Genomic DNA, 22,395 nt, shown 5'->3' on the forward strand with positions numbered 1-22,395 from the left:
GTGGCCAGCGGCTTCCGCACGAGGATGAAAAAGGTTCATGGAACGGCTGCTGGTCACGCCGCTCAGCCGTACCGCCATGCTGGTCGGGCGGACGCTGAAGGAGACGCTCGTCTTCCTGGTGCAGACCGTCCTGATCATCGCGTTCGCCGTGCCCCTGGGCTTCGATCTCCACCTGGGCGGCGCGGTGATGGGCGTCTTGCTGCTGGTGGTGCTGGGCGTGGGGCTGGGCTCGCTGTCCTTCGTGCTGGCCATCAAATCAGCTCCCAACGGGACGCTCTTCTACATTCTCACCCAGACACTCCTTTATCCCCTTTTACTGCTTTCCGGGGTTCTGCTGCCCCTGGAATCCGGGCCGGGATGGTTGCGGGTCGTGGGCGCGTTCAATCCGCTCTCGCACATCGTCGACGCCTCCCGTGCGCTTTTCACCGGGCGGGTGTGGGAATCTTCGGTGGCGTACGGCGGAGCGGTCGCTTTGGCGATCGCGATGATCGGGCTGGTCCTGGGGAACCGGGCGATGCGCAAGGGCGTCTAGCGCTCCCCGCTTCCCAGGGGAATTGGTGTGTTGCGCAGGTGCCAGGTGGGATAGATGGTGATATTTAGCGACTTGGCACACGAAGCCGGGCCATTTCGCAAGCCGGTTCACGGCCGGACGGTGAGCTCGCATTCCGCGACTTCTATGCGCATCTGAGCAGCGTGATCTACGCTCAAGGTGTGGACAGTGCGAGCCAGGCGGCGGGAGCGTTGCTCGTGTCGCTGAACCGAGCGCTGGAGCTCTTCACCGAGCTGCACCACCCGTTCGTCCGCAGCCGGGCGTTCTCCCACCTCATCCCGCCCGCCGGGGCCACGGCCGGGACGGTCTTCACCCTGCCTGACGGCCGCGAGGTGCTTTTCTCCGTGGCGATCCGCCAGGAGGGCAACGCCTTCGCGGTCGACGCGACGGCCGCCGTCGAAGAGAAGAACCTGCTCACCCTCCCCCGGCGGAGCGCACCCGACATCCACAGCGCGCTCAACCTCCTGGAGTCCTACCTCGCCGAGGTGGTCGACTCGTCCAGGCGGCTGGTGGACGACCTGCTGGACGAAGTGGCAGGACAGTAGACCTCGGCACCCCGATGATCATGGCGAGGTGGGGTCCGCCTTCCCCATCCGCTAGAACTGCTCTGTTCGGGTCTCACGCCGAGCACTTCGGGGAGGCGCCTTGCTCCATCTGCTGATACTGCGATACCGCACCGACGAAGCCGAGGCCGAGCCGTACATGGGTGATCATGTGAGGTTCCTGGAGCGCCACCACCGCGAGGGCGTCTTCCTGGTCTCCGGCCAGACGGTCCCCACCAGTGAGGGAGGGGCGATCCTGGCCGCCGGCATCGATCGGCCCACGGCGGAGCGGATCGCCGCCGAGGATCCCTTCGTCAAGGCCGGGGTCGCGGAGTACGCCATCACGACGATCACCGCGGGGCGCGTCCATCCTTCGCTCGCCGTACTGCTCGGCGTCGACGAATCGCGAATCCGGGGCACGGCATAGCCGGGCGCTCCAGCGATCACCCGGAACCGCCGCCACACTGAAGATCTCTCATCTGGCCGCCGTGATCCGATTGACCGCCTCATCGATGCCGGGCCGTACCACTCCAGACAGCACCACCGGCGGCGCCTGTCGCGCCACTCACGGACAGCGGAGCATCGACGCTGATCGCTGTCCAGGACGAGGAACCCTCCATGACCGAGCTTCTTTCGCCCTGATCTGGAACCCCGTTCCGGACACGACGATGCCCGCCCCGATCGTCGGTGTGCCCTCGGGCCGTGGCGATCCGGCCGTAGCCTGGTGCGCCGCGATACCTTCGACCGTGTCCCAAACCGACCTTCACCCGGACTTACCGCCCCTCACCCGCGCCTTGATCGACCCTCCGGGGAAGGCACTGCTCTCCCTCGTCGCCGTGACCGGACTGGTCATCCTGCACTACAGCAGCTTCCCGGGCGACGGCCCCTTCGAGGTGCTGATCCTGGGCTTCTTCCTGGTCTGCGGCACGGCCGTCGTCTGGGTCGCCCGCTTCTCGGTGGCCCTCCTCCGCCGCGACGGCCGCCCCGGCCTGCGCCGGTATCAGGCGCTTGCCAGGTCAGGGCCTCCGCCCGACGACGTGGGGCATGACGAGCGAGTGGTGGATCGGCTCGCGGTGGGGGCGGCGGTAGGCAGGCTCGCCCGGGCGCTGGCAGATCTCTCCCCCGGGGAACGTGACGCGATCGGTCGTCAAGGCGTGGCCGTACAGGTCCCTCCCGTGCGGGGCGTCGTCTGGACCCAGCTTGTCATCGACAGGCAGTTAGAGACACGCCGGCAGCTGGAAGGTCAGCGGCACTCAGGACCAGCAAATTCCGTGCGCGCCTGCTGCGCGGAACGCCGCCTCGACGTTGCCGCCGGGCCCGACGCGCCAACGCGGCCGGCCCCGGGAGGGACCGGCCGCGTGGCCGTCAGCGGGAGCGCAGCTGGAAGGCGTGCTTGCTGACCTGTCGCACCACGTTCCCCGCGGTGTCCTTGGCCTCGACCTTCAGGCTGACCGAGGTCGCGCCGCGCGGGTAGTGAGCGAGGGCGGTGTAGGCGCCGTCGCGCCCGGCGACGAGCGGCACCCGTTTCCAGGTGGCGCCGCCGTCGGTGCTGGTCCACAGCCGGACGTCGCGGATGTCCGGCATGGGCTTCGACGAGGGCGCGTGATAGGCGATGACCTTGAAGGCGTGGACCGGACCGGCCGCCACCGTGTTGTCCATGGCGACCGTGTCACCCAGGTCGTAGCGGACGAAGACCAGCGGCTCCACCCGGCAGTCGTGACCGCCGCACCTGTGCCCGCGCTGGGTGTTGTCCGCGGTCACGGGTTCGGAGGTGAACGTCCACGTCGCGGAGGTGTCTCCCTCCTCGACGCTCATCGTGTACGTGGCCCGCTTCTCGGGCAGCGTGTACACGTGGTCGTCGTCGAAGGGCAGTTCCTTGCCCTCCGACCACAGGCGGACGCTGTCGATCCCGAACCGGCTGTTGTGCGGCCCGGTGTAGTGGTTGTCACTTCTGACCTGCGAGAGGAACGGGAAGAGCAGGTTGTCGTCGCGCCGGCAGATCTGGCAGCTGTGCACCGGGTAACCGCGGCCCGTCAGCTGGTTGGCCGCCGCGCCCACGTCGCCTTCCTGCCACCCCTCTTCCTCCTTCCACGGCAGCCGGTAGACGGCGTCGGACGCCACGGCCACGCCTGGCGCGGACGGACCGGCGTTCCACCGCTCGGCGGTCCGGCCGGGTCTGGTGAACAGCTTGACCGCCGTCTCGGACTCCATGTCGATTCCGCCCGCGCCCGTCCCCTCTCTGGTCGCGCCCAGGGTGCGGTGATAGACGACATCGGGATACAGCGGCCCGATGTACAGCCGGTGCGTCCCCGGAGCCTTCACCTGGTTCATCTGGAGCGCGTAACCGTCCCAGTACCGGGGCTTGAAGGGGAAGACGGCCGGATAGAACGTGGTCGGCCGCGCGGCGTGCACCCGCATGTCCACCTTGGCCACTTTGCCGTCGGTCAGGTCGTAGTCGAGGTCGTCGGGAATCCGGCCGTTTTCGAAGGCGGAGAACGCGTAGGCGTACTGCGCCTTCTCCTGCGGAGTTCCCTTGACCTCGATGGTGACCGGTCCCTTGGCCAGGCGCTGCCGCAGCGCCTCCATCTCCTGCGGGATCAGTGAGACGACCGGGATGCCGACGGGGACCGGATCATCGGCGGGGGGCCCGACGAAGATCGGGAAGACGTAGTTCGCATGCGTGTTGGTGACCAGGATGCCCGCGGCGCCGGCGTCCCTGATCGGCTGGATCAGCGACGTGTCGAGCCAGCGCTCCTCGTTGTGGCGCCAGTCGAGCGTGAGCAGGGCCAGCTTGCCCCGCAGGTCCTTGCCCGCCAGGTCCTCGGCTCTGCCGTAGGCCACGTCGACCGCGGCCAGGCGGTGCACCCCGTCGAACGACACCTGGTCCTTCATCCGGATCGGACCGGACTCCGTGATGGGGCCGTCGTGCGGGTACACCCTCGGATCAAGCTCGATCGGATCATCGCCGAGCACTCGCATCTCCACTTCGGGCGGGGCGAGCGGCATCCCTACGTTGAAGTCGAATTCGCCCTTGGTGACCCGTTTGGTGGGCGTCACCCACTTGTACCCGCTGTACCGGGTGAAGAATCCGCGGTGATAGTGGGCTCCGGCGGCGGTGACGCGTTCCATGCTCATCGGCTGGGCCTCCATCACCGTCGACGCCTCGACCGGGCGGTCGGCGGTGAAGGTGACCTTCTTCATTCTCGTGGCGTCCAGCACGACCTCGGCGGGGCCGTCGACCGTCACCTCGGGATCGACCATGAAGCCGAGGTTCTCCCGCAGGCGCTCGTCGATTCCGAAGAGCATCGCCGCGACATGGTAGGTGCCACGGGGCACGCTGACCTGGTAGACGCCCGTGTCGACCTCACGCACGTGGTCGGTCAGGTCACCGGCGTCGCCGGCCACGTCCACCACGTCGACCGCGGAGGCGACCGCGGGTTCGCCGTCCCGCCACTGCGTTCTGATGGTCAGCAGCACCTTCTCCGGCTGCCTGACCAGTCCCACCGGGGTGGTCACCCGTATGTCGCCGCCGTCGGTGGCCACAACCGCGCCGCTGTGAACCCCGCGTGGCGCCTTGGCCGGATCCACCGTGGCGCTCGCCGTGGCGGTGCCGCCCGCCGGGACCGTCACGCTCGCGTCGACGGACAGCCCGTCACCCACGGTCTGGGTGAGCGACAGGGTGACCGGCGCCGTGCCGAAGTTGGCGTAGGTGATCTGCTTCGTGACCGGCGCGTGCTCGTCGGGCACGACGCCGAAGTCCACGTTCGCCGTGGTCGCCACCACCTGCTGGGCGTCGGCGCGGGCCACGTCGAGGCGGCCCGCCCCCTGCTCGTAGGCGGTGAACCCGGCGTCCTTGGCGGTGCTCATCAGCGCCGCCTTGAGCTGCCCGGCGGTCCAGTCGGGATGCCGCTGGGCGACGATCGCCGCCGCGCCGGCGACGTGGGGCGTCGCCATGGAGGTGCCGGAGGACGCCGTGTAGTGGGCGTCGAGGGGCCCGTCGCCGGGCTGGACGCAGGCGCCCTCGCACAAGGAGGTGCCCTCGGCCCTGCCCGCCGCGATGTGCACGCCGGGCGCGGCGATGTCGGGCTTGAGCGCCAGGTCACCCCAGCGCGGCCCCCGGCTGGAGAAGGAGGCCAGCTTGTCGCTCTTGTCGGTGGCGGCGACGGTCAGCGCGGCGTCGGCGGTCCCCGGCGTGGCGATGGTCTGCTCGGCGCTGCCCAAGTTTCCCGCCGCGACCACGAACAGCGCGCCGGTCTCCGCGGTCAGCTCGTTCACCTTCCGGCTCAGCACGTCGGTGCCGCCGGTCACGCCGGCGCCCAGACTCATGGACACGATCCTGGCGCCGCTGCGCGCCGCCCAGTCCATGCCCGCCAGGACCTGCGAGGCGGTCCCCGAACCTGTGTTGTCCAGCACCTTGCCCACCAGGAGCCGAGCGCCCGGCGCCACTCCCTTGCGCTTGCCGCCCCCGGCCGCGCCGGTGCCGGCGATCGTGGTGGCCACGTGGGTGCCGTGCCCGTGCTTGTCCTGGACGTCCTCGCTCCCGATGAACGACTTCGTTTCGGCGATCTGACCCTTGAGGTCGGGGTGGTTCAGGTCGGCGCCGGTGTCCAGCACGGCGACCTTCACGCCCGAGCCGTCGCGGCCGGCCGCCCACGCGGCAGGTGCGCCCACCAGCGGGACGCTCTCTTCCAGCGTGGTCTTCACCCGCACGTCCAGCCACAGCTTGGCCAGCCCCGCCGCGAGCTTCTTGTTCGGGGCGCGCGCGCCGGACGGTCCATCGCCCCAGGCGCCCGGCGGCGCGGCGAAGCCGCCGCGGACGGCCGACCAGAACGCCGGCGCCTCGCTCTTGGTCACCTCCAGCGCCGCCACGCCGAGGCCGTCGATCGCGTGCGTGACCGCGGAGGCGGGCAGCGCGTCGGCGGCGCTCCTGAGCGCGGGCTGGTTCTTCGGATACTCCGCGATGACCGGGAGCCGCGGCGCCCGGTTGTCGGCGTAACCGTTGTCGATCAGGTAGGTGACGTTGAACAGCTCCGGGTCGAGCACCCCTGCCTGGATCGCCGCGGCGGCGTCGTCGGGGAAGACGTACAGGCCGCGGGGTGTGCGCTTGGTGCTGAACGTGGGCGCCTTGCCGTCCGGGCGCGGCGCCGGCACGGGCTTGGCGTCCCAGCGGTCGCCCCTGGCCACGGCCCGGACGCGGTCACCTGTGACCAGCGTGACGGTCGGGGCGTCCGCGGGGGGCTCGGCCGGTGACGGGGTGGGTTCCGCGCCGGCCGGCGGCGGCACGGCCGCCATCAGGCCGGCGGCCACGGCGGACGCGGTGAGGAGTGCCAGTAATCGGGATGTCATCGTTCTCGGCTTTCGCGCTCAGAGGGGCTCGAACCCGTCGGCGGGCTCGAAGGGTGGCTCGATGGAGGGCTCGATAGAGGGCTCGGCGGACGGCTCGATGGGGGCCGCGCCGGTGGGCGGGCCGGGGCTGGCGTCCGCGGGGTGGTCATGCCGGGAGCCTGAAGAGGCTCCCTCCGGGGCAGGCACCGCCGGCCCCGGAGGGGTCTCCAATGCCTCCAGAGGGCGGTCTTGGGGTCGTCGCTCCACGCGGATCAGTGTTGGCGGGCACGCCAGCCGTCGCGATTGGGTGATTCACCCAAAAATCTGCTCGGAGTCGGCGGTGAGCGCGACAACCCGCGCCAGCTCGGTGCGGGAGGAGACGCCGAGCTTGCGCATCGCGGTGCTCAGATGGCGATCCACCGTACGCGGCGACAGGTAGAGCGCGGCGGCGACCTTGCGATTGGTCCAGCCTTGTGCCACCAGGTCCACGACCTCGCGCTCGCGCGGCGAGAGCCGGTCGCCGTAGCCCCGCCGGCCGCCGCGCCAGGCCAGCGGCACCTCCACGCCGTTCTCGCGCATGAGGTGCGCGACCCGGTCGGCGTCCCAGCGGGCGCCCAGGTCCTTGAAGCGGCGCAGCGCCTCCGACAGCAGGCCGATGCCCGCGGCGGTGTCGCCGTGGCGGAGCAGCGCCCCGCCCCCGCGCTCGATCGCCTGCGCCTCGTCGTACGGCCGGGGCAGCGCGGCCCAGGCGGCCGCCGCCGCGCCGTAAAGGTCGGCGGCCGTCGCGGAGTTGGGCTCCACCAGGGCACGGCAGGTGACCAGCGCCGCGGACGGCGCCGGGGCGGGCGCGGCGGCGGCGAACGCGCGCACCAGCCGGCGGGCCTCCTCCTCGCGGCCGGCCCCGAGCAGCGCCTCGACGTGAACCGGCGCCAGGTCGGTGGCCCACAGCCAGACGCCCTTGCCCTCGATGACGGCCATGACCGGCTCGGTCAGGCGGAGCGCGGCCTCGGGAGCCCCGGCGGCCAGGTGGATCCGCGCCATCGCGGCCTGCGCGTAGACGAACGGGTTGGCGCGGCCCCGGGCGCCCTCGATGACCTCGGTCAGGAGCGTCTCGGCCCGCTGCCGGGCGCCGCGGGCCAGGCTCAGCTTGCCGAGGAGCAGCCGGGCGTCCAGCCGGTGCGGCGACTCCTCCGGCGGCGCCTCCACCATGTCGGCGATCGACTCGGCCAGGCCCTCCCACTCGCCGGTATACCAGGCCAGGTGCGCCTTGCCGATCCGGTGGGGGTCGCTCACCCTGCGAAAGCCCGTGTTGTCGATGAGGCGCCCGGCTCTGTCGGCCCAGTGCCGTGCCTCGGCGTAGCGTCCCCACAGCAGGGCGCAGTGCGCGATGTTGAGCGAGCCCCTGGCGATCTCGCGGGCTTCGCTCTCGGTGGCCGCCGTGGTGGGGATGTCGTCGGCCGCGTGCCAGCCCGCCGCCTCGCCCAGCATGAGCAGCGCGGTGGCGTGGCTGAACGCCGACAGCAGCCGTTCGACGGGGTCGTCGATCCGGTCGAAGAGCGAGGTGGCCTGCCGCGCCCACGCGAGGTGCCGGGTCGCCGGCCAGGCCTCGGTGAGCGGGGTGGCGAGGTAGAGCATGGCGCGCGCGGCCAGCGCCGGCCGGTGTCCGAGGTCGGGAACGGCGGCCTCCACGTCGGCGAAACCGTCGTCCCACCGCTCCAGCGCCAGCTTCAGCCGGCCGAGCGCCAGCCGGAGCTCGCCGCGGTCCTGCGCGGGAAGCGCGGGGTCGCGCAGGACTTGTTCGAGCGCATCCCGCACGCGCCCCTCCAGCGTGGACGGCGGTTCGGAGCCCATGGTCGCGGCCTCGGCCAGCTTGCTGGCCAGCCGGGTCCGCCGCTCGAGCGGGTGCTCGGCCTCGGTCAGCAGGTCGAGCAGCACGGTCACCGCGGTGTGGTCGTCGCCGGACTGCAGGGCGAGTTCGGCCGTGGCCTCGGCGTGGCGCGCCCAGGCCTCGACGTCGCCGGCCTCGCGGAAGTGGCGGCTCAGCCGTACCGGCGAGGGATGCTTGTCCGCGCCGAGCGCGGCGCCGGCGCGGCCGTGCAGGAGCCGTCGCTCCGGTGCGAGGATCGCGCCCTCGACCGCCTTGGCTGCCAGGACGTGGCGGAAGGCGAAGGCGCCCGGCTCGGCCTCGCGCAGCAGCCCGCACGCCAGCCCGCCGGACAGGCCGTCGCGTACCGCCGTGGCGTCCAGGCCGGCCACCGCGGCGACGAGCGGCTCGTCGGCGGGGGCGCCCAGCACCGCCAGGGCGTTCAGCACGGCCCGCGTGGCCGGAGGCAGCTGCCCGACCCGCTCCAGGACGGAGTCGCGGACCGTCGGCGGCACCCGCAGCTCGGCCAGCACCCGCCGGGTCCACTCGCCGCCGGACCGCACGATGTCGCGCCGGTCGCGCAGCAGCCGCACGCTCTCCTCCACTGCCAGCGGCACTCCGCCGGTGTGCTCGTGCAGGAACGCCGCGAACTGCTCGGAAACCTCCTCGACGTCGAACATGGATGCCACCAGCCGGCGCGTCTGCGGCACGTCGAGCGGTTCGAGCGCGACGCGCACCGGGGTCATGCCCGCGGGGAGGCGCGAGGTCAGCCGCGGCAGCAGCGATCCGGACGCGACGTCGTAAGGCCGGTAGGTGACCATGACGGACGTGGTGTGGCCCGTCGATGCGGACAGGTTCAGCAACCATTCGAGCGTGGCCGAATCCGCCCAGTGCGCGTCCTCGATCACCAGCACGTCGACCTTCAGGCGTTCGACGAGTTCGTTCAGCGCGCGGAACAGCCGGTGCCGGGTGGCACGCGGATCGTCCAGGCCGTCCAGCGGAGGGGGCAGCTCGTCCGCCCACTCGGGGAACAGCGGGCGCAGCGCGCCGCCGAGCCGGCTCAGCGCGATCGGGCCTGCCCCCTCCCACACTTTGCGCAGGCCGTCCACCAGCGGTCCCAGCGGGAATGGCTCCCGCAGCGGCGGGCAGGCGGCCCCCGCGACCACCCGCCCGCGCAGGGCCGGCGCGGCCAGACACTCCTGCACGAGCCGGGTCTTGCCGATGCCCGCCTCCCCCTCGACGATCACGAACGCCGGCGGGCCCGCCGCGGCGCCGGTGAGCGCGCCAAGGGCCGCGGCAAGGGCCTCGTCGCGTCCCACGAGCGTCGTGGGCTCTGGCAGCGATGGCATCGACACCCGTACTTACCTCCCAGGCAACCCTGACCGTATCGGCCAATTCCGGTCATCGGTAGATGTTTTCGGCTGGCTGGGGTTCGGGCGCGGCCCCGCCCGTCACGGGGTGGCGTCGGCCCGCACGCGAAGAAGCGCGTCTGCCCGTGGAGCTCGCCCGTCATCGGCGACCAGGAGCCCGAGATCCGGGCGTGAGGCGGCGATCAGCGTCGTTCATCAACGCTGGCGTCTCAATCGAGCCCGTGCGCCGCCGCCTCGGCCACGCCTCCACCGAGACCACACAGCTGTACGCGCTGTTGGACGACAAGGTCGCCGACGCCGAGATCCACGCCGCCCGACGCCGCCGCGACCGAGCGGCGCGTTGATCGCACAGTTGGCCATCTCCAGGTTCAGGCGGCTCTGGGCAGAGATAACGCAATCGCGTGTACCGGGTGACAGCTTCGTTGACGGCAGCCCGAACAGCGGGGTGCGGTGGCTGGACAGGTCGAGCTCGAACAGCCCGAGGACGTCCTCGACGAACCAGCGCAGGCTGCGATCGGCGCCGTTGATCAGGGGCGCCAGCCGTGGCTTGGGCCCCTTGCGGCGAGCTCCTCGACGGTCGGCGTGCTGCGCCACCTTGACGGCCAGCAGGAGATCGCCAACAAGCGGACAGACGATGCCCTGTCCACGTGACGGCAGGTCGCGCCATGAAGGGTCCTGGAGATCATCCGGGACCCTTCGGCGTTCCATCCCGCGCATATCCCGCACTGCCCGGCTCGACCAGGGCAAACGCCCCATGATCCATCCCGCGACCAGCGGCATACGGCTGCTCAGGGCGCCCTCCGGCTGCCTGCGCCGGAAAAGCAAAGAGGCCCCGAAAGGGCCTCTGAGCTGGTGTAACCAGTGGTGGCAGGTCCAGGATTCGAACCTGGGTAGGCTGAGCCGACGGATTTACAGTCCGCTCCCATTGGCCACTCGGGCAACCTGCCGTGCCATCCGCTCTCGCGGCGACAGCAAGAAGCATAGCGGACTTCCAACGTGCACGTGACACCGGTTTTGTCCCGGGAGCCGTCTAGCCCCGGAGCGCTAAGGTCGGAGGGGAAGAAGAGAGGACACCCATACCGATGGCCGACAGCAGTTTCGACATCGTCAGCAAGATCGATCGGCAGGAGGTCGACAACGCGCTGAACCAGACAGCCAAGGAGCTCGGACACCGGTTCGACTTCAAGGGCACAGGGGCGAGCATCAGCTGGTCCGGTCAGCAGACCATCGAGATCAAGGCCAACAGCGAGGAGCGGGCCAAGGCGGCTCTCGACGTCTTCAAGGAGAAGGTCATCAAGCGGGGCCTGTCCCTGAAGATCCTCGACGCGGGCGAGCCGAAGCTGTCCGGCAAGGAGTACCGCATGCTGATCGGGCTCAAGGAGGGCATCGATCAGGAGCACGCCAAGAAGATCTCGAAGATCATCAGGGATGAGGGGCCCAAGGGCGTGAAGGCGCAGATCCAGGGCGAGGAGCTTCGGGTCAGCTCCAAGAAGAAGGACGACCTGCAGGCGGTCATCTCCCTGCTCAAGGGCAAGGATCTCGACATCGCCCTGCAGTTCACGAACTACCGCTGAAACGCGGGGCCAGCAAGGTTCTGGCCTGGGTTTTCTCACTCCGTCCAGTCTGGAGTGGCACATCCGGGGCACACGGTCGAAAGCGCCGTCCACGAACGCGGGTCGTCTCGTGTGCCCCGGGCCACTCCCGAGGTAGGTACGGCCCAGGGCCGCCGGATGGTATTGACCGAGGTGTCCTTGTGGATCGGCAGGGTCGCCGGTGGCCATCGGTTGCTGAGCCGGGTCGGGTGGTGGACTTCGCTCGGGCCTGCGGTGACCCACGTTGTTTCCCGGCCACGAGACCTGGTGGCGTCGGGCTGCAGGACTGGGGCGCCGCACAGCTACGCGTTCGGCCGGTGCACGGTCTCGGGTGGCGAGCAGCCTCTCACGAGGTCCCGCTTTTCATGAAAGTCACCAGGCGACTGGAACGGCCGTGGGACCGATGTCCACCCCGCCCCGCGTCCACTCGATCTCCTCGAGAGGAACGGCGAGCCGCAGGCCGGGCAATCGGCGGGCGAGCGCGCCCAGAGCGGCGGTGAGCTCGGCCCGGGCCAGGGCCGCGCCGAGGCAGTAGTGCGGCCCGTGGCCGAAGGCCAGGGAAGAGCTGGAGTCACGCCCCGGGCCGAAGTGTTCGGGATGAAAGCGGTCAGGCTCCGCGAAGTGGGCGGGATCTCGCTGGGCCGCCTCCAGCCGTACGAGAAGCATGTCACCGGCCCGGACGCCCACACCGGCCAGTTCCAGATCGACCTGGGCGTACCGGGGGAACGGCTCGCCGGTCAGGCCGGATTGGAGGCGGAGCACCTCCTCGACGACCGCGTCCGTCTCGGCGGCGGCAAGGTCGGCGAGCCGCCCTTCCAGCAGCAACCGGATCGCGCTCACGGAGATCGCATTGGCGGCCGACAGGTAACCGGCGGAGACGATCGTGGTCACCATCGCGACGAGCTCGGCGTCACCGAGCCGTCCGTCGTCGGCGTCGCGGACCGCGATCAGGGCGCTGAGCAGGTCGTCGCCGGGCCGCGCCCGCTTGGTGGCCACCAGATCGGCGGCGTACTCGCCCAGCGCCTCCCATGCTTGAGCCGCCCGGGCCAGATCCTCCTCGGCGCCGGAGAGGAAGTCCGCGGCGCTGACGGCCTGTGCCAGGCTTTGGAAGCGCTCGCGGTCGTCGAGCGCCACGCCGAGCAGTTCGCCGATCACCGTGATCGACAGGGGAGCGGCGAGGTCGGCGACCAGGTCGGCGGGCGGTTCCCCGGCGGCCATGGACGCGACGCGAGCGTCGGCGACGGCTTCGATGCGGGGACGCAGCGCCGAAATGCTCCGCGGCGTGAACGCCCTGGACACCAGGCGCCGGAGCCGGAGGTGTGCTTCGCCGTCCTGGAACAGCGTGTCGTTGCCGGGCGCCGCGTCACCGGGCGGGGCCAGGGCGAAGCGCGGGTCGGACAGCACCGTGGTCACCGCCTCGTAGGAGGTGACCAGCCACGCATCCCGCCCGTCGGGAGTACGCACGGGAGCGACGGCGGCGCTCGCCCGCAGCCGCGGCGGCGGCGCCATGGGGTCGGGGCGGTCGAACGGCAGGCTGGGGCGTGTGGCGGTCATACGCCCCATGAAAGGCGTTGACGTCGCGTCAAGGTCAAGCCGATGGCGAGGCCTTTACGCCGTCCGATCCCAGCCGAGGGCATGATGCGCTCGTCACGCCAGCCGCTCCAGCCTTGCCGGCGCGCTCTCACGCACGGATCTCCGCAGGCGGGCTGGCGCGTCTATTCGCGGCGTTCCGACGCCGCGTTGATCACCTCGTCGAGCACGGCGCGGGAGTTGGTCAGTTCGACGATCATCCTGTCGATGCGGTCCCGTTCGGCGACGAGGTCGCTGACCAGCTGCGGCGTGGCGATCTCCGAGGGGCCGCCGTCCGAGTCCCGCATGCATGGAAGCAGCCGCGCTATTTTCCTGCTGCTCAGGCCCGCCGCGAACAGTTCCTGGATGCGGATGACCCGGTCCACCGCCTGCTCGGGGTAGTCGCGCTGGCCGCCGGGTGTGCGGTCGGCCGTCAGCAGTCCCTGCTGCTCGTAGTAGCGCAGCGATCGCTCGCTCACTCCGGTGCGCCGCGCCAGCTCGCCGATCCTCATGTGAAGCCTCGCCATGTCGGGGTTGAACCTGACACCAATGTTAGGTTTTACCGTGTCGGCATGACGAACACCTTGGAGAACCGGCTCTTCGACTACAGCCCCATCACCGAACGCCCGCCGATCAGCTGGCCCGGCGGCGCGAGGGTCGCCGTCTACGTCGGGCTCAACGTCGAGCACTTCCTGATCGACCGCCCGTCCACCAGCATCTGGCCCGGCACCGCCGACCTGGTTCCCGATCCGCTCAACTACGGCTGGCGGGACTACGGACCCCGCGTGGGCATCTGGCGCACCATCCAGAGCCTGGACCGGCACGGCATCCGGGCGAGCGTGCTGCTGAACTCCGACGTCGTCCACCACTACCCGCAGATCATCAAGGCCGGTCTGGAGCGGAACTGGGCCTGGCTCGCCCATGGGCGGACCAACTCGATCCTGCACACCGGCATGACCCGCGACGAGGAACGAGCCTTCCTCACCGACGTCGTCGACACCATCGCCGCCGCCACCGGCCGGAGGCCGCGCGGGTGGATGGGGCCCGGGCTGACCGAGACGTTCCATACCCCTGCCCTGCTCGCCGAACTCGGCCTGAGCTACGTGCTGGACTGGACCAACGACGACCAGCCGTACCCCTTGAACGTCCCGGGCATGCTCAGCGTCCCGTACACGGTCGAGCTCAACGACCTGGGCCTGTTCGCCAAGGGCACGACCGGGCCGGAGTTCGTGCAGATCGTCAAGGACCAGTACGAGCAGTTGCACGCCGACTCCGAGCACAGCGGCCGGGTGATGGCGTTGGCCCTGCACCCGTTCGTGACCGGCCAGCCGTTCCGCGCCAAGTACCTGGACCAGGCGCTGGCGTATCTCGCCGGGCAGCCCGACGTCTGGCTGACCACCAGCGACGAGATCGCCGAGCACTATCAGCGCACGCTCGGGGAGCGCGGATAGCCGGCGGCGGTACCGCAGGCGGCTCATGCGACCCGGCAAACCCGGCTCATGCGGACCCGCAAACCTGGTTCATGCGACCCCGCAAACCCGGTTCATGCGACCCCGCAAACCTGGTTCTTGCAGCCGCGAAATCCGGTTGCGGGGCGCGATCGCAGAAAGCCATCATCCCGAGGTGGTCTCCACTCCTCCCGACGGCCGTGCCGGCATCGACGCCGCCCTGGTGAAACGCCTGATCGCCGCGCAGTTCCCGCAGTGGAGCCACCTTCCCGTCACCCCCGTGGAGGTGGACGGCTGGGACAACCGGACCTACCGCCTGGGCGCGGAGATGACGGTCCGGCTGCCGACGGCCCCTGGCTACGTCCCCGCGGTCGACAAGGAGGACCGCTGGCTGCCCCGGCTGGCGCCGTCGCTGCCGGTCGCCGTTCCCACGATCGTGGCCAGGGGCGCCCCCGGCGACGGTTATCCCTTTCCCTGGTCGGTGCGCGGCTGGATCGAGGGCGAGACGGCGGCACGCGCGCGCATCGACGACATGACCCGGTTCGCCGTCTCGGTGGCGGAGTTCATCCTCGCGCTGCAACGCTGCGACGCCACCGGCGGTCCGCAGGCCGGGGAGCACAGCTGGTACCGCGGGGCGTCACCGGCGCACTACGACGACGAGACCCGCCGCTGCCTGGCCGCGCTGGAGGGCCGGGTCGACACCGGCAGGGCGGCCGCCGTCTGGGAGGCCGCCCTGGCCGCCGAGTGGCACGGCGCGCCCGTGTGGTTCCACGGCGACATCGCGCCCGGCAACCTGCTGGTGGCCGACGGCAAGCTGGTGGCCGTCATCGACTTCGGAACCTCGGGCGTCGGCGACCCGGCCTGCGATCTGGTGATCGCGTGGGGGATGTTCGAGGGTGAGAGCCGGGAGGCGTTCCGGCACGCGGTGGGCCAGGACGAGGGCACCTGGGCACGGGCCCGCGGGTGGGCGCTGTGGAAGGCCTTGCTGGTCCTGACCCAGCACATCGACACCGACCCGGAGCGGGCGGCCGGCCTCCGGCGGGAGATCGACGAGATCCTGGCCGACCACGACCGCTTCGCCTGACCGGACGCGAACGACCTGACCGGGCGCGAACGGCCAGCCACACGAAGATGTCCGGCGTCATCGCGGAACCGGCACCCGGGCTTCCCGGGGCAGCGCCAGCGCGACCGCCACACCGCTGACCGCCAGCGCCCCCGCGACCAGGACCGCGGATCGCAGCCCGTCCACCGTGGCCGCGCGCAGGGCCTCCCCTGCCAGCCCGGTCGTGTCTCGGGTCGCCACCGCCACCAGGACGGCCAGGCCCGCGCTGCTGCCCGCCTGCAGCACCGTGGAGGACAGCCCGGACACCGCGCCCTGCTCGTGGGGCGGCACGCCGGTCGAGGCGGCGATGAACATGGTCGCGAACGACAGGCCCGTCCCCAGGCCGAAGCCGGCGACGCCCGCCAGCAGGCCGAGGTATGAGCCCCCGGCGGACAGGCTCAGGCCCAGCACCGCCGTACCCGCCGCGCCGACGACCAGGCTGAGGACCAGCGTGCCGCGCAGGCCGAGGCGCGGGATCAGCCGCTCGGCGGCCAGGTTGCCCGCCGTGATGGCCAGGGTGGGTCCGAGGAAGGCCAGGCCCGACCGCAGGGCGTCGTAGCCCAGCACGTCCTGGAAGTGCAGGGTCAGGAAGTACGGCACGCACTGGAGGGTCATGCCGTAGACCAGGATGGCCCCGGCCGCGGCGCTCGTGTGCCGGTTGGCCAGCAGCCGCAACGGCATCAGCGGGTTCGCGCTGCGCGCCTCGATGACGAAGAAGGCGGCGAGCAGCGCCACCGCGGCGACCAGCGAGGCGAGCACGCCGAAGGAGGTCCAGCCGGACTCGGCGCCCTGCGCGATCGCGAACACGAGGCCCGTGACGCCCGCGGTTCCGGTGAGCGCGCCCGGCAGGTCGAAGCCACCCGCCCGCCGCGCGCCCCCACTCGGTCCGGCCGACCTCCGCGCGCCCCCACTCGGCCCGTCCGGCGTCAGTACGGCCAGCGCCGCCACAGCGCCTGCCGCGGTCAGCGGCACGTTCACGAAGAACACCGCCTCCCAGCCGAACACGCCCGTCAGCACGCCGCCGAGCAGCGCACCGAGGCTGAGCCCGCTCGCGCCGCACACCGCCCACACGGTCATCGCCCGGTTGCGCGCCGGGCCCTCCTCGAACATCGTGACGACGAGCGACAGGGTCGCCGGCATGAGCACGGCGCCGCCGAGGCCCTGGAGCGCCCGCGCGCCGACCAGGAGCGCCGGTTCGGTGGCCAGGCCGCCGAGCAGCGAGGCGACGCCGTACAGCAGCATGCCCGCCACGAACATGCGCCGCCTGCCGAGCAGGTCGGACAGGCGGCCGCCGAGGAGCAGGAAGCCGCCGAAGGGTACGGCATAGCCGCTGACCACCCACTGCAGCGCATGCGCGGAGAAGCCGACGTCCCGCGCGATCTGGGGCAGCGCGACGTAGACGATGGTGAAGTCCAGAGCGGTGATCATGCTGCCGAGGCCGAGCAGCATGAGAGGGATCAAGCGTCGCATGCCGGACAGCCTGCTGGCGGGCCGGGACGCGGGCCATCCCCGGACCTTGAGTACGCAAAAGTTGCATAGGCTGGGTAACTGTGGACCGTGCCGCCGAGCTGAGCGAGTTCCTCAAGTCCCGCAGGGCCAGGCTGCGGCCGCAGGACGTGGGCCTGCCGTACGGGAGCAACGGGACCCGGCGGGTGCGCGGGCTGCGCCGCGAGGAGCTGGCGATGCTGGCCGGGGTGAGCGTCGCCCACTACACCCGGCTGGAGCAGGGGCACAGCCGGAACGTCTCGGCCGAGGTGCTGGACGCCCTCGCCGACGTGCTGCGGCTCACCGGCGACGAGCGGGCGTACCTGCACGCGCTCGCCCACCCGGCGCGCAGGTGCCAGGACCATCCGCAGGCGCCGGTCAGGCCGGGGCTGCAGCGGCTGCTGGACTCCATGGTCCTCACCCCGGCCTTCGTGCTGGGGCGGCACGCCAACGTGGTCGCCTGGAACAGGCTGGCCGCCGCCGTCTTCGCCGACTTCGCGGCGCTGCCGGAGGAGCGGAGGACCGTCGCCCACCTGATCTTCCTGGACGAGGGGATCAGGCGCATGCACGGGGAGAACTGGCCGCGGCTGGCCCGGGAGCACGTGGCGCAGCTGCGCCTGCTGGCCGCGAGATATCCCAAGTACGCGCGGATCATGGCGCACGTCGATGCGATCTGCCGGGAGAGTCCTGAGTTCCGCAGGTTGTGGCACGAGCACCACGTGGCCGCCGCGACGCACCGGGACTACGTCCTGCACCATCCCGTCGTGGGCGAGTTGCGGCTGTCCGCGGAGCTCGTCAGCCTGCCGGGTGATCCCGAGTTGCAGGGCATGGACCTGTTCGCCGCCGAGCCCGGCTCGGAGTCGGAGGACAAGCTGCGCCACCTGGCGGCCACCACGACCCGCGCACCGTCCGCCCCGCCGTCCCAGCAGCCGCCGTCCTAGTAACCCGTCGTAGCCGCCGTCACGCCGTGACCGCCTGCCGTACCGCCGCCTCCACCAGCCGCCGGGCGAGGGCATGATGGTCCATATGATCCCTCTCCGCCGGTTCACCGCTCGCGCCATGCCAGTGAACCATGAAGGCAAGGTCCTCCTCCTCCAGGGCTTCGAGCCGAACACCCCGCACATCACGCGCTGGTTCACGATCGGCGGCGCGATGGAGGACGGCGAGACGCTCCAGGAGGCCGCCGCCCGGGAACTGCACGAGGAGGCCGGCATCCTGGTCGAGCCGGCCGCTTTCGCCCCGCCGTACGGCACGAGCACCATCAGGTTCACCTTCGGCGAGTGGGACATCACGCAGGACCAGACCTTTCTGGCGGTGTACGTCGGCGACGCGCCGGTGTCGCTCGACCGCATGGAGGAGATCGAGAAGGCGACGACGATCGGCTGGCGCTGGTGGAGCGCGGAGGAGCTGGAGGACAGCGACGTGCTGTACCACCCCGAGGACCTGCCCACGCTGATCAAGCAGGCCGTCAGCCTGGTGGGGTGAGGCGCGTCAGTTCGGCCGCAGCACGCGCGTCCCGCCCGCGATCAGCGCGGTCGCCAGCACCCAGCCCATGACGATCAGCCCGTAGGCGAACCCCTGCGTCCACCCCGCCGGATCGAAGTGGTCGCGCTGCCCGAACACCGACACCGGCAGCAGCAGGTCGAAGGCGTACGCGAACGGCTCGAACGCGGGGCTCTCCGACGGCTTGATCGCTCTGGGAGGATGCGCCGCGAAGACCGCCGTGCCCGCGCCCAGCAGCGCCGCGAACCACATCGCCGCCAGCCACGGGCGGTAGCCGTACCCGACCGTGACGTCGAGCAGCAGGCCGGTCAGCCGCCCGCCGAGGCCGCCGCGGTGGCGCCGCATGGCGCGGAGCTTGGCCAGCTGGGTACGGCGGGCGAGGGCGTCGTTGCCGTCGCGCAGGTACCAGGCGGCCAGCTGCTCGTACGGCTGGGGCCGGAAGCCGTCGGGGTCGCGGCCGGCCCACGAGATGCGACGCGCGACGGCGCCGCCGCGCAGCCGCTCGTAGACGAGCCCGTTGAGCCGCAGCTTCTCGGGCCAGCGCGCCGGATCGTCCTCGAACGTCTCCACCCGCGAGTACGCGAAGGTCACCATGCCGTCGACCGCCTCCGCCGGGCGGAGGACCACTTCGCGGGCCTCGATGTGCCCGGCGTGCAGGGCGTAGCGGGTGTCCGGGCTGCGCAGCACGCCCTCGATGCGCAGGCTGCCGTTGAACCGGGCGCCGCGCAGCCGTACGCACCCTTCGGCCAGGAATCCGTCGGTGCAGCGCATGACGTCCTCGACGACCATGCTGTCCGCCACGAGGGCGTCCTTGCCGGGATTGTGGAGGCGGGCGCCCTCCATCAGCAGGCCGCCGTTGAGCCGCGCGCCGGCCAGCCGGACGCCGCCCGTGAAGTGGGCGTTCATGGCGAGCATGCCCATGTCGACGACCATGGCGTTGCCGACGAGCGCCCACTCGCCGTCTCCGTCGATCTTGGTTCCGGCGAGCCACAGCCCGTCGCCGAGCTGGGCGCGCGGCAGTTGCACGACGCCGGTGACGTGCGAGCCGGACAGGCTGAGATGCCCGCCGGCGCGCAGCCCGCTCGCGATCAGGGCGGGCAGGCGGCAGTCGGTGAGGCGGATCGTCCTGGTGACGCAGCCGGTGAGGACGACCGGTTCGTCCAGGTGGCATCCGCTCAGGGACAGCTCGTGCTCGACGGTCCCGCCGCGCAGGTCGAGCGCGCCGACGATCCGCGCCCCGCGCAGCCGTACCGCGGGAATCCCTCCGGCGTCCGCCTCGCGGGCGCCCAGCAGCAGCGCCGCGATGACCTCCGCCCGCACGGTCCGCTCGGGCCCCCAGGAGTGGCCCTCTCGCGGGGCGTTCCCTCCCGCCGTGGTACGGCGCGCGCCCACGGGGTCGCCCAGCTCGACCCACGAGCCGGATGGGAAGGCCCGCCAGAGTAACCGTTCCGCCCTGGTCAGCCGCTTCACGATCCCATTGTTCCGGCGTGGCCGATCCGTGACGCAACCTTTCGCCACGATCACGCATCTATTCATGCAAACGAAGGGGACAACCATGATCAACTCACGCGGGTTCGCCGTACTCGCCCTTGCGGCAGCGGCCTCCACGATGGTGATCGCCGCGCCCGCGCAGGCGCAGGCGCGAGCGGGGGACCAGGCGCGGTACGCCTGGGTGAAGGGATGCGCCAAGCGCGATTACACGGTGCCGTGCGGCCCGTGGACGCTGACCTTGAGCTCCGGCAAGGACCTGGTGCTCAAGGACGCCGTCGTCCACCCGAAGACGGCCGGCGGCAAGGTGGACAAGGAGGCCAGCGCCCCCATCGCGATCAGCGGGAACGGCGCGCACGTCGCGTACTTCCGCAAGAGCGACGGCAGGCTGGTCACCCGCGACCTGGCCAAGGGGACGGTCAAGCCGCTGCCCGGCGACGCCGCCAGGCTGCCGAAGGGCATCGGCATGGCCGACATCGACCTGGCCCTCTCCAACGACGGCGGCAAGCTCTTCGTCGACTACTTCGACGCCGACTCCACCAGGAAGTCGGTGGTGGCGAACCTGCGCAACGGCGCGCTGACCCGGATCCCGGGCGCCGAGGTCCTGCAGGGCTTCAGCCCCAGCGGCGAGTACGTGCTCACCTCGCGCACCACCGAGGACAACACCACCGAGTTCGCCGTCTACGACGCCTCCGGCAGCGAGGTCGAGAGCCGCGTCGTGCCGCAGGTCGTCAGCAACAACGCGCCGATCGCGCTCAACGACGACGCCAAGACGGTCGCCGTGCTGATCACCGGGCCGAACGAGACCGACAGGGCCCGCCTGCGCACCTACGACCTGACCGAGGACACCGTCTCCGACGCCGTCAAGCTGAGCTACGCGCCGAAGCGTGAGTACCCGGCGCGGCTGAGCTGGGTGTCCGGCGACGGGCTGACGCTGTGGACGTTCCGCACCGACGCCGAGGGCAACCCGATCGCGGCCGTGCGGCGCAACGTCAACCCCGACACCGGCGCCGCGGTCAAGCAGGACTCCTTCAGCCTGAGGAAGAACGCCTGGACGTGGTGGCTGCCGGGCGACTGAACCGGTCGGCGGCCGCCACGGCCTGCTCCCACATCGTCGCGCCGCCGTGTCCGGCGTCGTCCACCACGATCAGCTCGCTTCCCGGCCAGGCCCGCTGGAGCAGCCAAGCCGTCTCCAGCGGGCTGCTGACGTCGTACCTGCCGTGGATGAGCACGCCGGGGATGCCGCTGAGCCGCCCGGCGTTGTCCAGCAGGACGCCCTCCTCCAGGAAGCAGCCGTTGGCCCAGTAGTGCGTGACCAGGCGGGCGAAGGTCATGCGGAAGGCCGGGTCCGCGTAGCGCGGGTTCGGCTTGAACCCGGGGACGAGGCTGACGTGGGTGTCCTCCCACCGGCACCACTCTCGGGCGGCGTGCTCCCGGACCTCGGGGTCGGGGTGCCGCAGGAGCCGGGCGTACGCCTCGGCCAGGTTCCCGTCCCGGTCCTCTTCCGGTACGGCGGAGCGGAACCGGTCCCACTCTTCCGGAAATATCCGGCCCATCTCCCGGGTGATCCATTCGACCTCACGGCGCCGCCCGGCGGTCACCGACATGATGATCATCTCGGTGACCCGCTCGGGGTACTGCTCGGCGTAGGCGAGCATCAGCGTCGAGCCCCACGACCCGCCCGCCAGCTGCCAGCGCTCGACCCCGAGGTGCTCCCGCAGCCGCTCCATGTCCGCGACGAGGTGCCGCGTGGTGTTGACGCCGAGGTCGGTGGCGGGGTCCGCGGCGTTCGGGGTGCTCCGGCCGCAGCCACGCTGGTCGAACAGGACGATCCGGTACGCCTCGGGGTTCCACAGCCTGCGCCAGCCGGGGCTCGACCCGCTGCCGGGACCGCCGTGGACGGCCAGGGCGGGCTTGCCCTCGGGGTTGCCGCCGACCTCCCAGTAGATCTGGTTGCCGTCGCCTACGTCGAGCATGCCCTGGTCGCGGGGCTCGGTCGGAGAATGCATAAGCGCTAATATATCTCTGTGTCGGCTACTCCGGAGGGGACGGCGCCCAGCCAGGGCACGTTGATGCGCACGCTGTACGAGCTCACCGACGGCGCGATCGCCCGGCTCTACGCCGAGCTCGGCATGCCGGACTACCGGCCGCGCTACTCCCCCGTCGTCCGGGCCCTGGTGGCTTCGGGGCCGATGACCATCAGGGAGCTGGCGTCGGCGATCGGGGTCACGCATTCGGCGGCCAGCCAGACGGTGTCGCAGATGCGCCGCGCGGGCTTCGTCACGCTGGAAACCGGCTCGGACGCCCGGCAGCGCATCGTCCACCTCACCGGCCGGGCCCGCGAGGCGCTGCCGCTGATCGAGGCGGAGTGGGAGGCGACGGCGCGGGCGGCGGCCGAGCTGGACGCCGAGCTGCCGATGCCGCTGGGGGAGGTGATGCTCGCGGCCGTGCGGGCCCTGGAGCGCCGCCCGTTCCGCGACCGCATCCTGGCCGCCGGGCTGCGAGAGCACATTTGACGTGCTCCCCGGCATGAATGCCGGGGATTCAGCCTGTGCCG

20 protein-coding genes and 1 tRNA gene are annotated in these 22,395 nt (G+C 71.4%); 13 read left to right on the plus strand and 8 right to left on the minus strand.

Features of this window, described 5'->3' with window-relative positions:
• The first annotated feature begins 37 nt into the window (after positions 1-37).
• From BSB02_RS38160 to BSB02_RS41800, 4 genes are all read left to right on the plus strand, one after another.
• Entirely contained in the window at positions 38-532 is a 495-nt protein-coding gene (locus BSB02_RS38160) for an ABC transporter permease (protein WP_084965883.1), read from the plus strand.
• 179 nt (positions 533-711) lie between these two features.
• A complete protein-coding gene (locus BSB02_RS38165) occupies positions 712-1,095 on the plus strand; it encodes a hypothetical protein (protein WP_143591714.1) in 384 nt (127 codons plus the stop codon).
• Positions 1,096-1,195: 100 nt separating this feature from the next.
• The gene (locus tag BSB02_RS38170) at positions 1,196-1,519 is read left to right on the plus strand and encodes a YciI family protein (protein ID WP_169729477.1); all 324 of its coding nucleotides are present in this window, start codon (positions 1,196-1,198) and stop codon (positions 1,517-1,519) included.
• Between the two features lie 409 nt (positions 1,520-1,928).
• A complete protein-coding gene (locus BSB02_RS41800) occupies positions 1,929-2,492 on the plus strand; it encodes a hypothetical protein (protein ID WP_206185116.1) in 564 nt (187 codons plus the stop codon).
• Here the strand turns inward: BSB02_RS41800 and BSB02_RS38180 are convergent.
• Positions 2,458-6,438 (minus strand): S8 family serine peptidase, encoded by a 3,981-nt coding sequence (locus tag BSB02_RS38180; protein WP_143591716.1) that lies wholly within the window; start codon positions 6,436-6,438, stop codon positions 2,458-2,460. The genes BSB02_RS41800 and BSB02_RS38180 overlap by 35 nt on opposite strands.
• 291 nt (positions 6,439-6,729) lie before the next feature.
• Positions 6,730-9,630 carry a helix-turn-helix transcriptional regulator gene (locus BSB02_RS38185; RefSeq protein ID WP_084965887.1) on the minus strand — a complete coding sequence of 967 codons (2,901 nt, stop codon included), beginning with the start codon at positions 9,628-9,630 and terminating at the stop codon, positions 6,730-6,732.
• A gap of 242 nt (positions 9,631-9,872) precedes the next feature.
• Between BSB02_RS38185 and BSB02_RS43245 the strand changes: the two genes are divergently transcribed.
• Both BSB02_RS43245 and BSB02_RS41200 read left to right on the plus strand, forming a co-directional pair.
• Positions 9,873-9,995: a hypothetical protein gene (locus BSB02_RS43245; protein ID WP_276206400.1), complete on the plus strand. Its 123-nt coding sequence runs from the start codon at positions 9,873-9,875 to the stop codon at positions 9,993-9,995.
• Positions 9,996-10,101: 106 nt separating this feature from the next.
• The gene (locus BSB02_RS41200) at positions 10,102-10,302 is read left to right on the plus strand and encodes a hypothetical protein (RefSeq protein ID WP_084965888.1); all 201 of its coding nucleotides are present in this window, start codon (positions 10,102-10,104) and stop codon (positions 10,300-10,302) included.
• Positions 10,303-10,513: 211 nt separating this feature from the next.
• Here BSB02_RS41200 and BSB02_RS38195 read toward each other — a convergent pair.
• Positions 10,514-10,598, minus strand: a tRNA-Tyr gene (locus BSB02_RS38195).
• Positions 10,599-10,733: 135 nt separating this feature from the next.
• Between BSB02_RS38195 and BSB02_RS38200 the strand changes: the two genes are divergently transcribed.
• A complete protein-coding gene (locus BSB02_RS38200; protein WP_084965889.1) occupies positions 10,734-11,225 on the plus strand; it encodes a YajQ family cyclic di-GMP-binding protein in 492 nt (163 codons plus the stop codon).
• A gap of 390 nt (positions 11,226-11,615) precedes the next feature.
• Here BSB02_RS38200 and BSB02_RS38205 read toward each other — a convergent pair whose 3' ends face one another.
• Positions 11,616-12,797 carry a cytochrome P450 gene (locus BSB02_RS38205; protein WP_084965890.1) on the minus strand — a complete coding sequence of 394 codons (1,182 nt, stop codon included), beginning with the start codon at positions 12,795-12,797 and terminating at the stop codon, positions 11,616-11,618.
• A gap of 161 nt (positions 12,798-12,958) precedes the next feature.
• A complete protein-coding gene (locus tag BSB02_RS38210; protein ID WP_084965891.1) occupies positions 12,959-13,324 on the minus strand; it encodes a MerR family transcriptional regulator in 366 nt (121 codons plus the stop codon).
• 60 nt (positions 13,325-13,384) lie between these two features.
• Between BSB02_RS38210 and BSB02_RS38215 the strand changes: the two genes are divergently transcribed.
• Complete coding sequence (locus tag BSB02_RS38215; RefSeq protein WP_143591718.1) at positions 13,385-14,263, plus strand: polysaccharide deacetylase family protein; 879 nt, start codon at positions 13,385-13,387, stop codon at positions 14,261-14,263.
• Positions 14,264-14,435: 172 nt separating this feature from the next.
• Positions 14,436-15,344: an aminoglycoside phosphotransferase family protein gene (locus tag BSB02_RS38220; protein ID WP_240507039.1), complete on the plus strand. Its 909-nt coding sequence runs from the start codon at positions 14,436-14,438 to the stop codon at positions 15,342-15,344.
• Between the two features lie 57 nt (positions 15,345-15,401).
• Here the strand turns inward: BSB02_RS38220 and BSB02_RS38225 are convergent, their stop codons facing one another.
• The gene (locus BSB02_RS38225; RefSeq protein WP_084965893.1) at positions 15,402-16,832 is read right to left on the minus strand and encodes an MFS transporter; all 1,431 of its coding nucleotides are present in this window, start codon (positions 16,830-16,832) and stop codon (positions 15,402-15,404) included.
• Between the two features lie 80 nt (positions 16,833-16,912).
• Here BSB02_RS38225 and BSB02_RS38230 point away from each other — a divergent pair, with 80 nt between their 5' ends.
• Positions 16,913-17,788, plus strand: a complete 876-nt coding sequence (locus tag BSB02_RS38230) for a helix-turn-helix domain-containing protein (RefSeq protein WP_206185117.1) — start codon at positions 16,913-16,915, stop codon at positions 17,786-17,788.
• Between the two features lie 85 nt (positions 17,789-17,873).
• A complete protein-coding gene (locus tag BSB02_RS38235; protein WP_276206401.1) occupies positions 17,874-18,332 on the plus strand; it encodes an NUDIX hydrolase in 459 nt (152 codons plus the stop codon).
• A 6-nt stretch (positions 18,333-18,338) separates the two neighbouring features.
• Here BSB02_RS38235 and BSB02_RS38240 read toward each other — a convergent pair whose 3' ends face one another.
• Positions 18,339-19,820 (minus strand): hypothetical protein, encoded by a 1,482-nt coding sequence (locus BSB02_RS38240; protein WP_240507040.1) that lies wholly within the window; start codon positions 19,818-19,820, stop codon positions 18,339-18,341.
• Positions 19,821-19,905: 85 nt separating this feature from the next.
• Here BSB02_RS38240 and BSB02_RS38245 point away from each other — a divergent pair, with 85 nt between their 5' ends.
• Positions 19,906-20,916 (plus strand): hypothetical protein, encoded by a 1,011-nt coding sequence (locus BSB02_RS38245; RefSeq protein WP_084965896.1) that lies wholly within the window; start codon positions 19,906-19,908, stop codon positions 20,914-20,916.
• On the opposite strand, the gene pip is transcribed toward BSB02_RS38245, so the two are convergent.
• Positions 20,870-21,847 carry a prolyl aminopeptidase gene (pip, locus tag BSB02_RS38250; protein WP_084965897.1) on the minus strand — a complete coding sequence of 326 codons (978 nt, stop codon included), beginning with the start codon at positions 21,845-21,847 and terminating at the stop codon, positions 20,870-20,872. The two genes, BSB02_RS38245 and pip, sit on opposite strands and share 47 nt — an antisense overlap.
• 18 nt (positions 21,848-21,865) lie before the next feature.
• Here pip and BSB02_RS38255 point away from each other — a divergent pair, with 18 nt between their 5' ends.
• Positions 21,866-22,354: a MarR family winged helix-turn-helix transcriptional regulator gene (locus BSB02_RS38255; protein ID WP_206185118.1), complete on the plus strand. Its 489-nt coding sequence runs from the start codon at positions 21,866-21,868 to the stop codon at positions 22,352-22,354.
• The last annotated feature ends 41 nt before the right edge of the window (positions 22,355-22,395 follow it).

The sequence above is a fragment of the Thermoactinospora rubra genome, assembly GCF_002093975.1.
GTDB lineage: Bacteria > Actinomycetota > Actinomycetes > Streptosporangiales > Streptosporangiaceae > Nonomuraea > Nonomuraea rubra_A.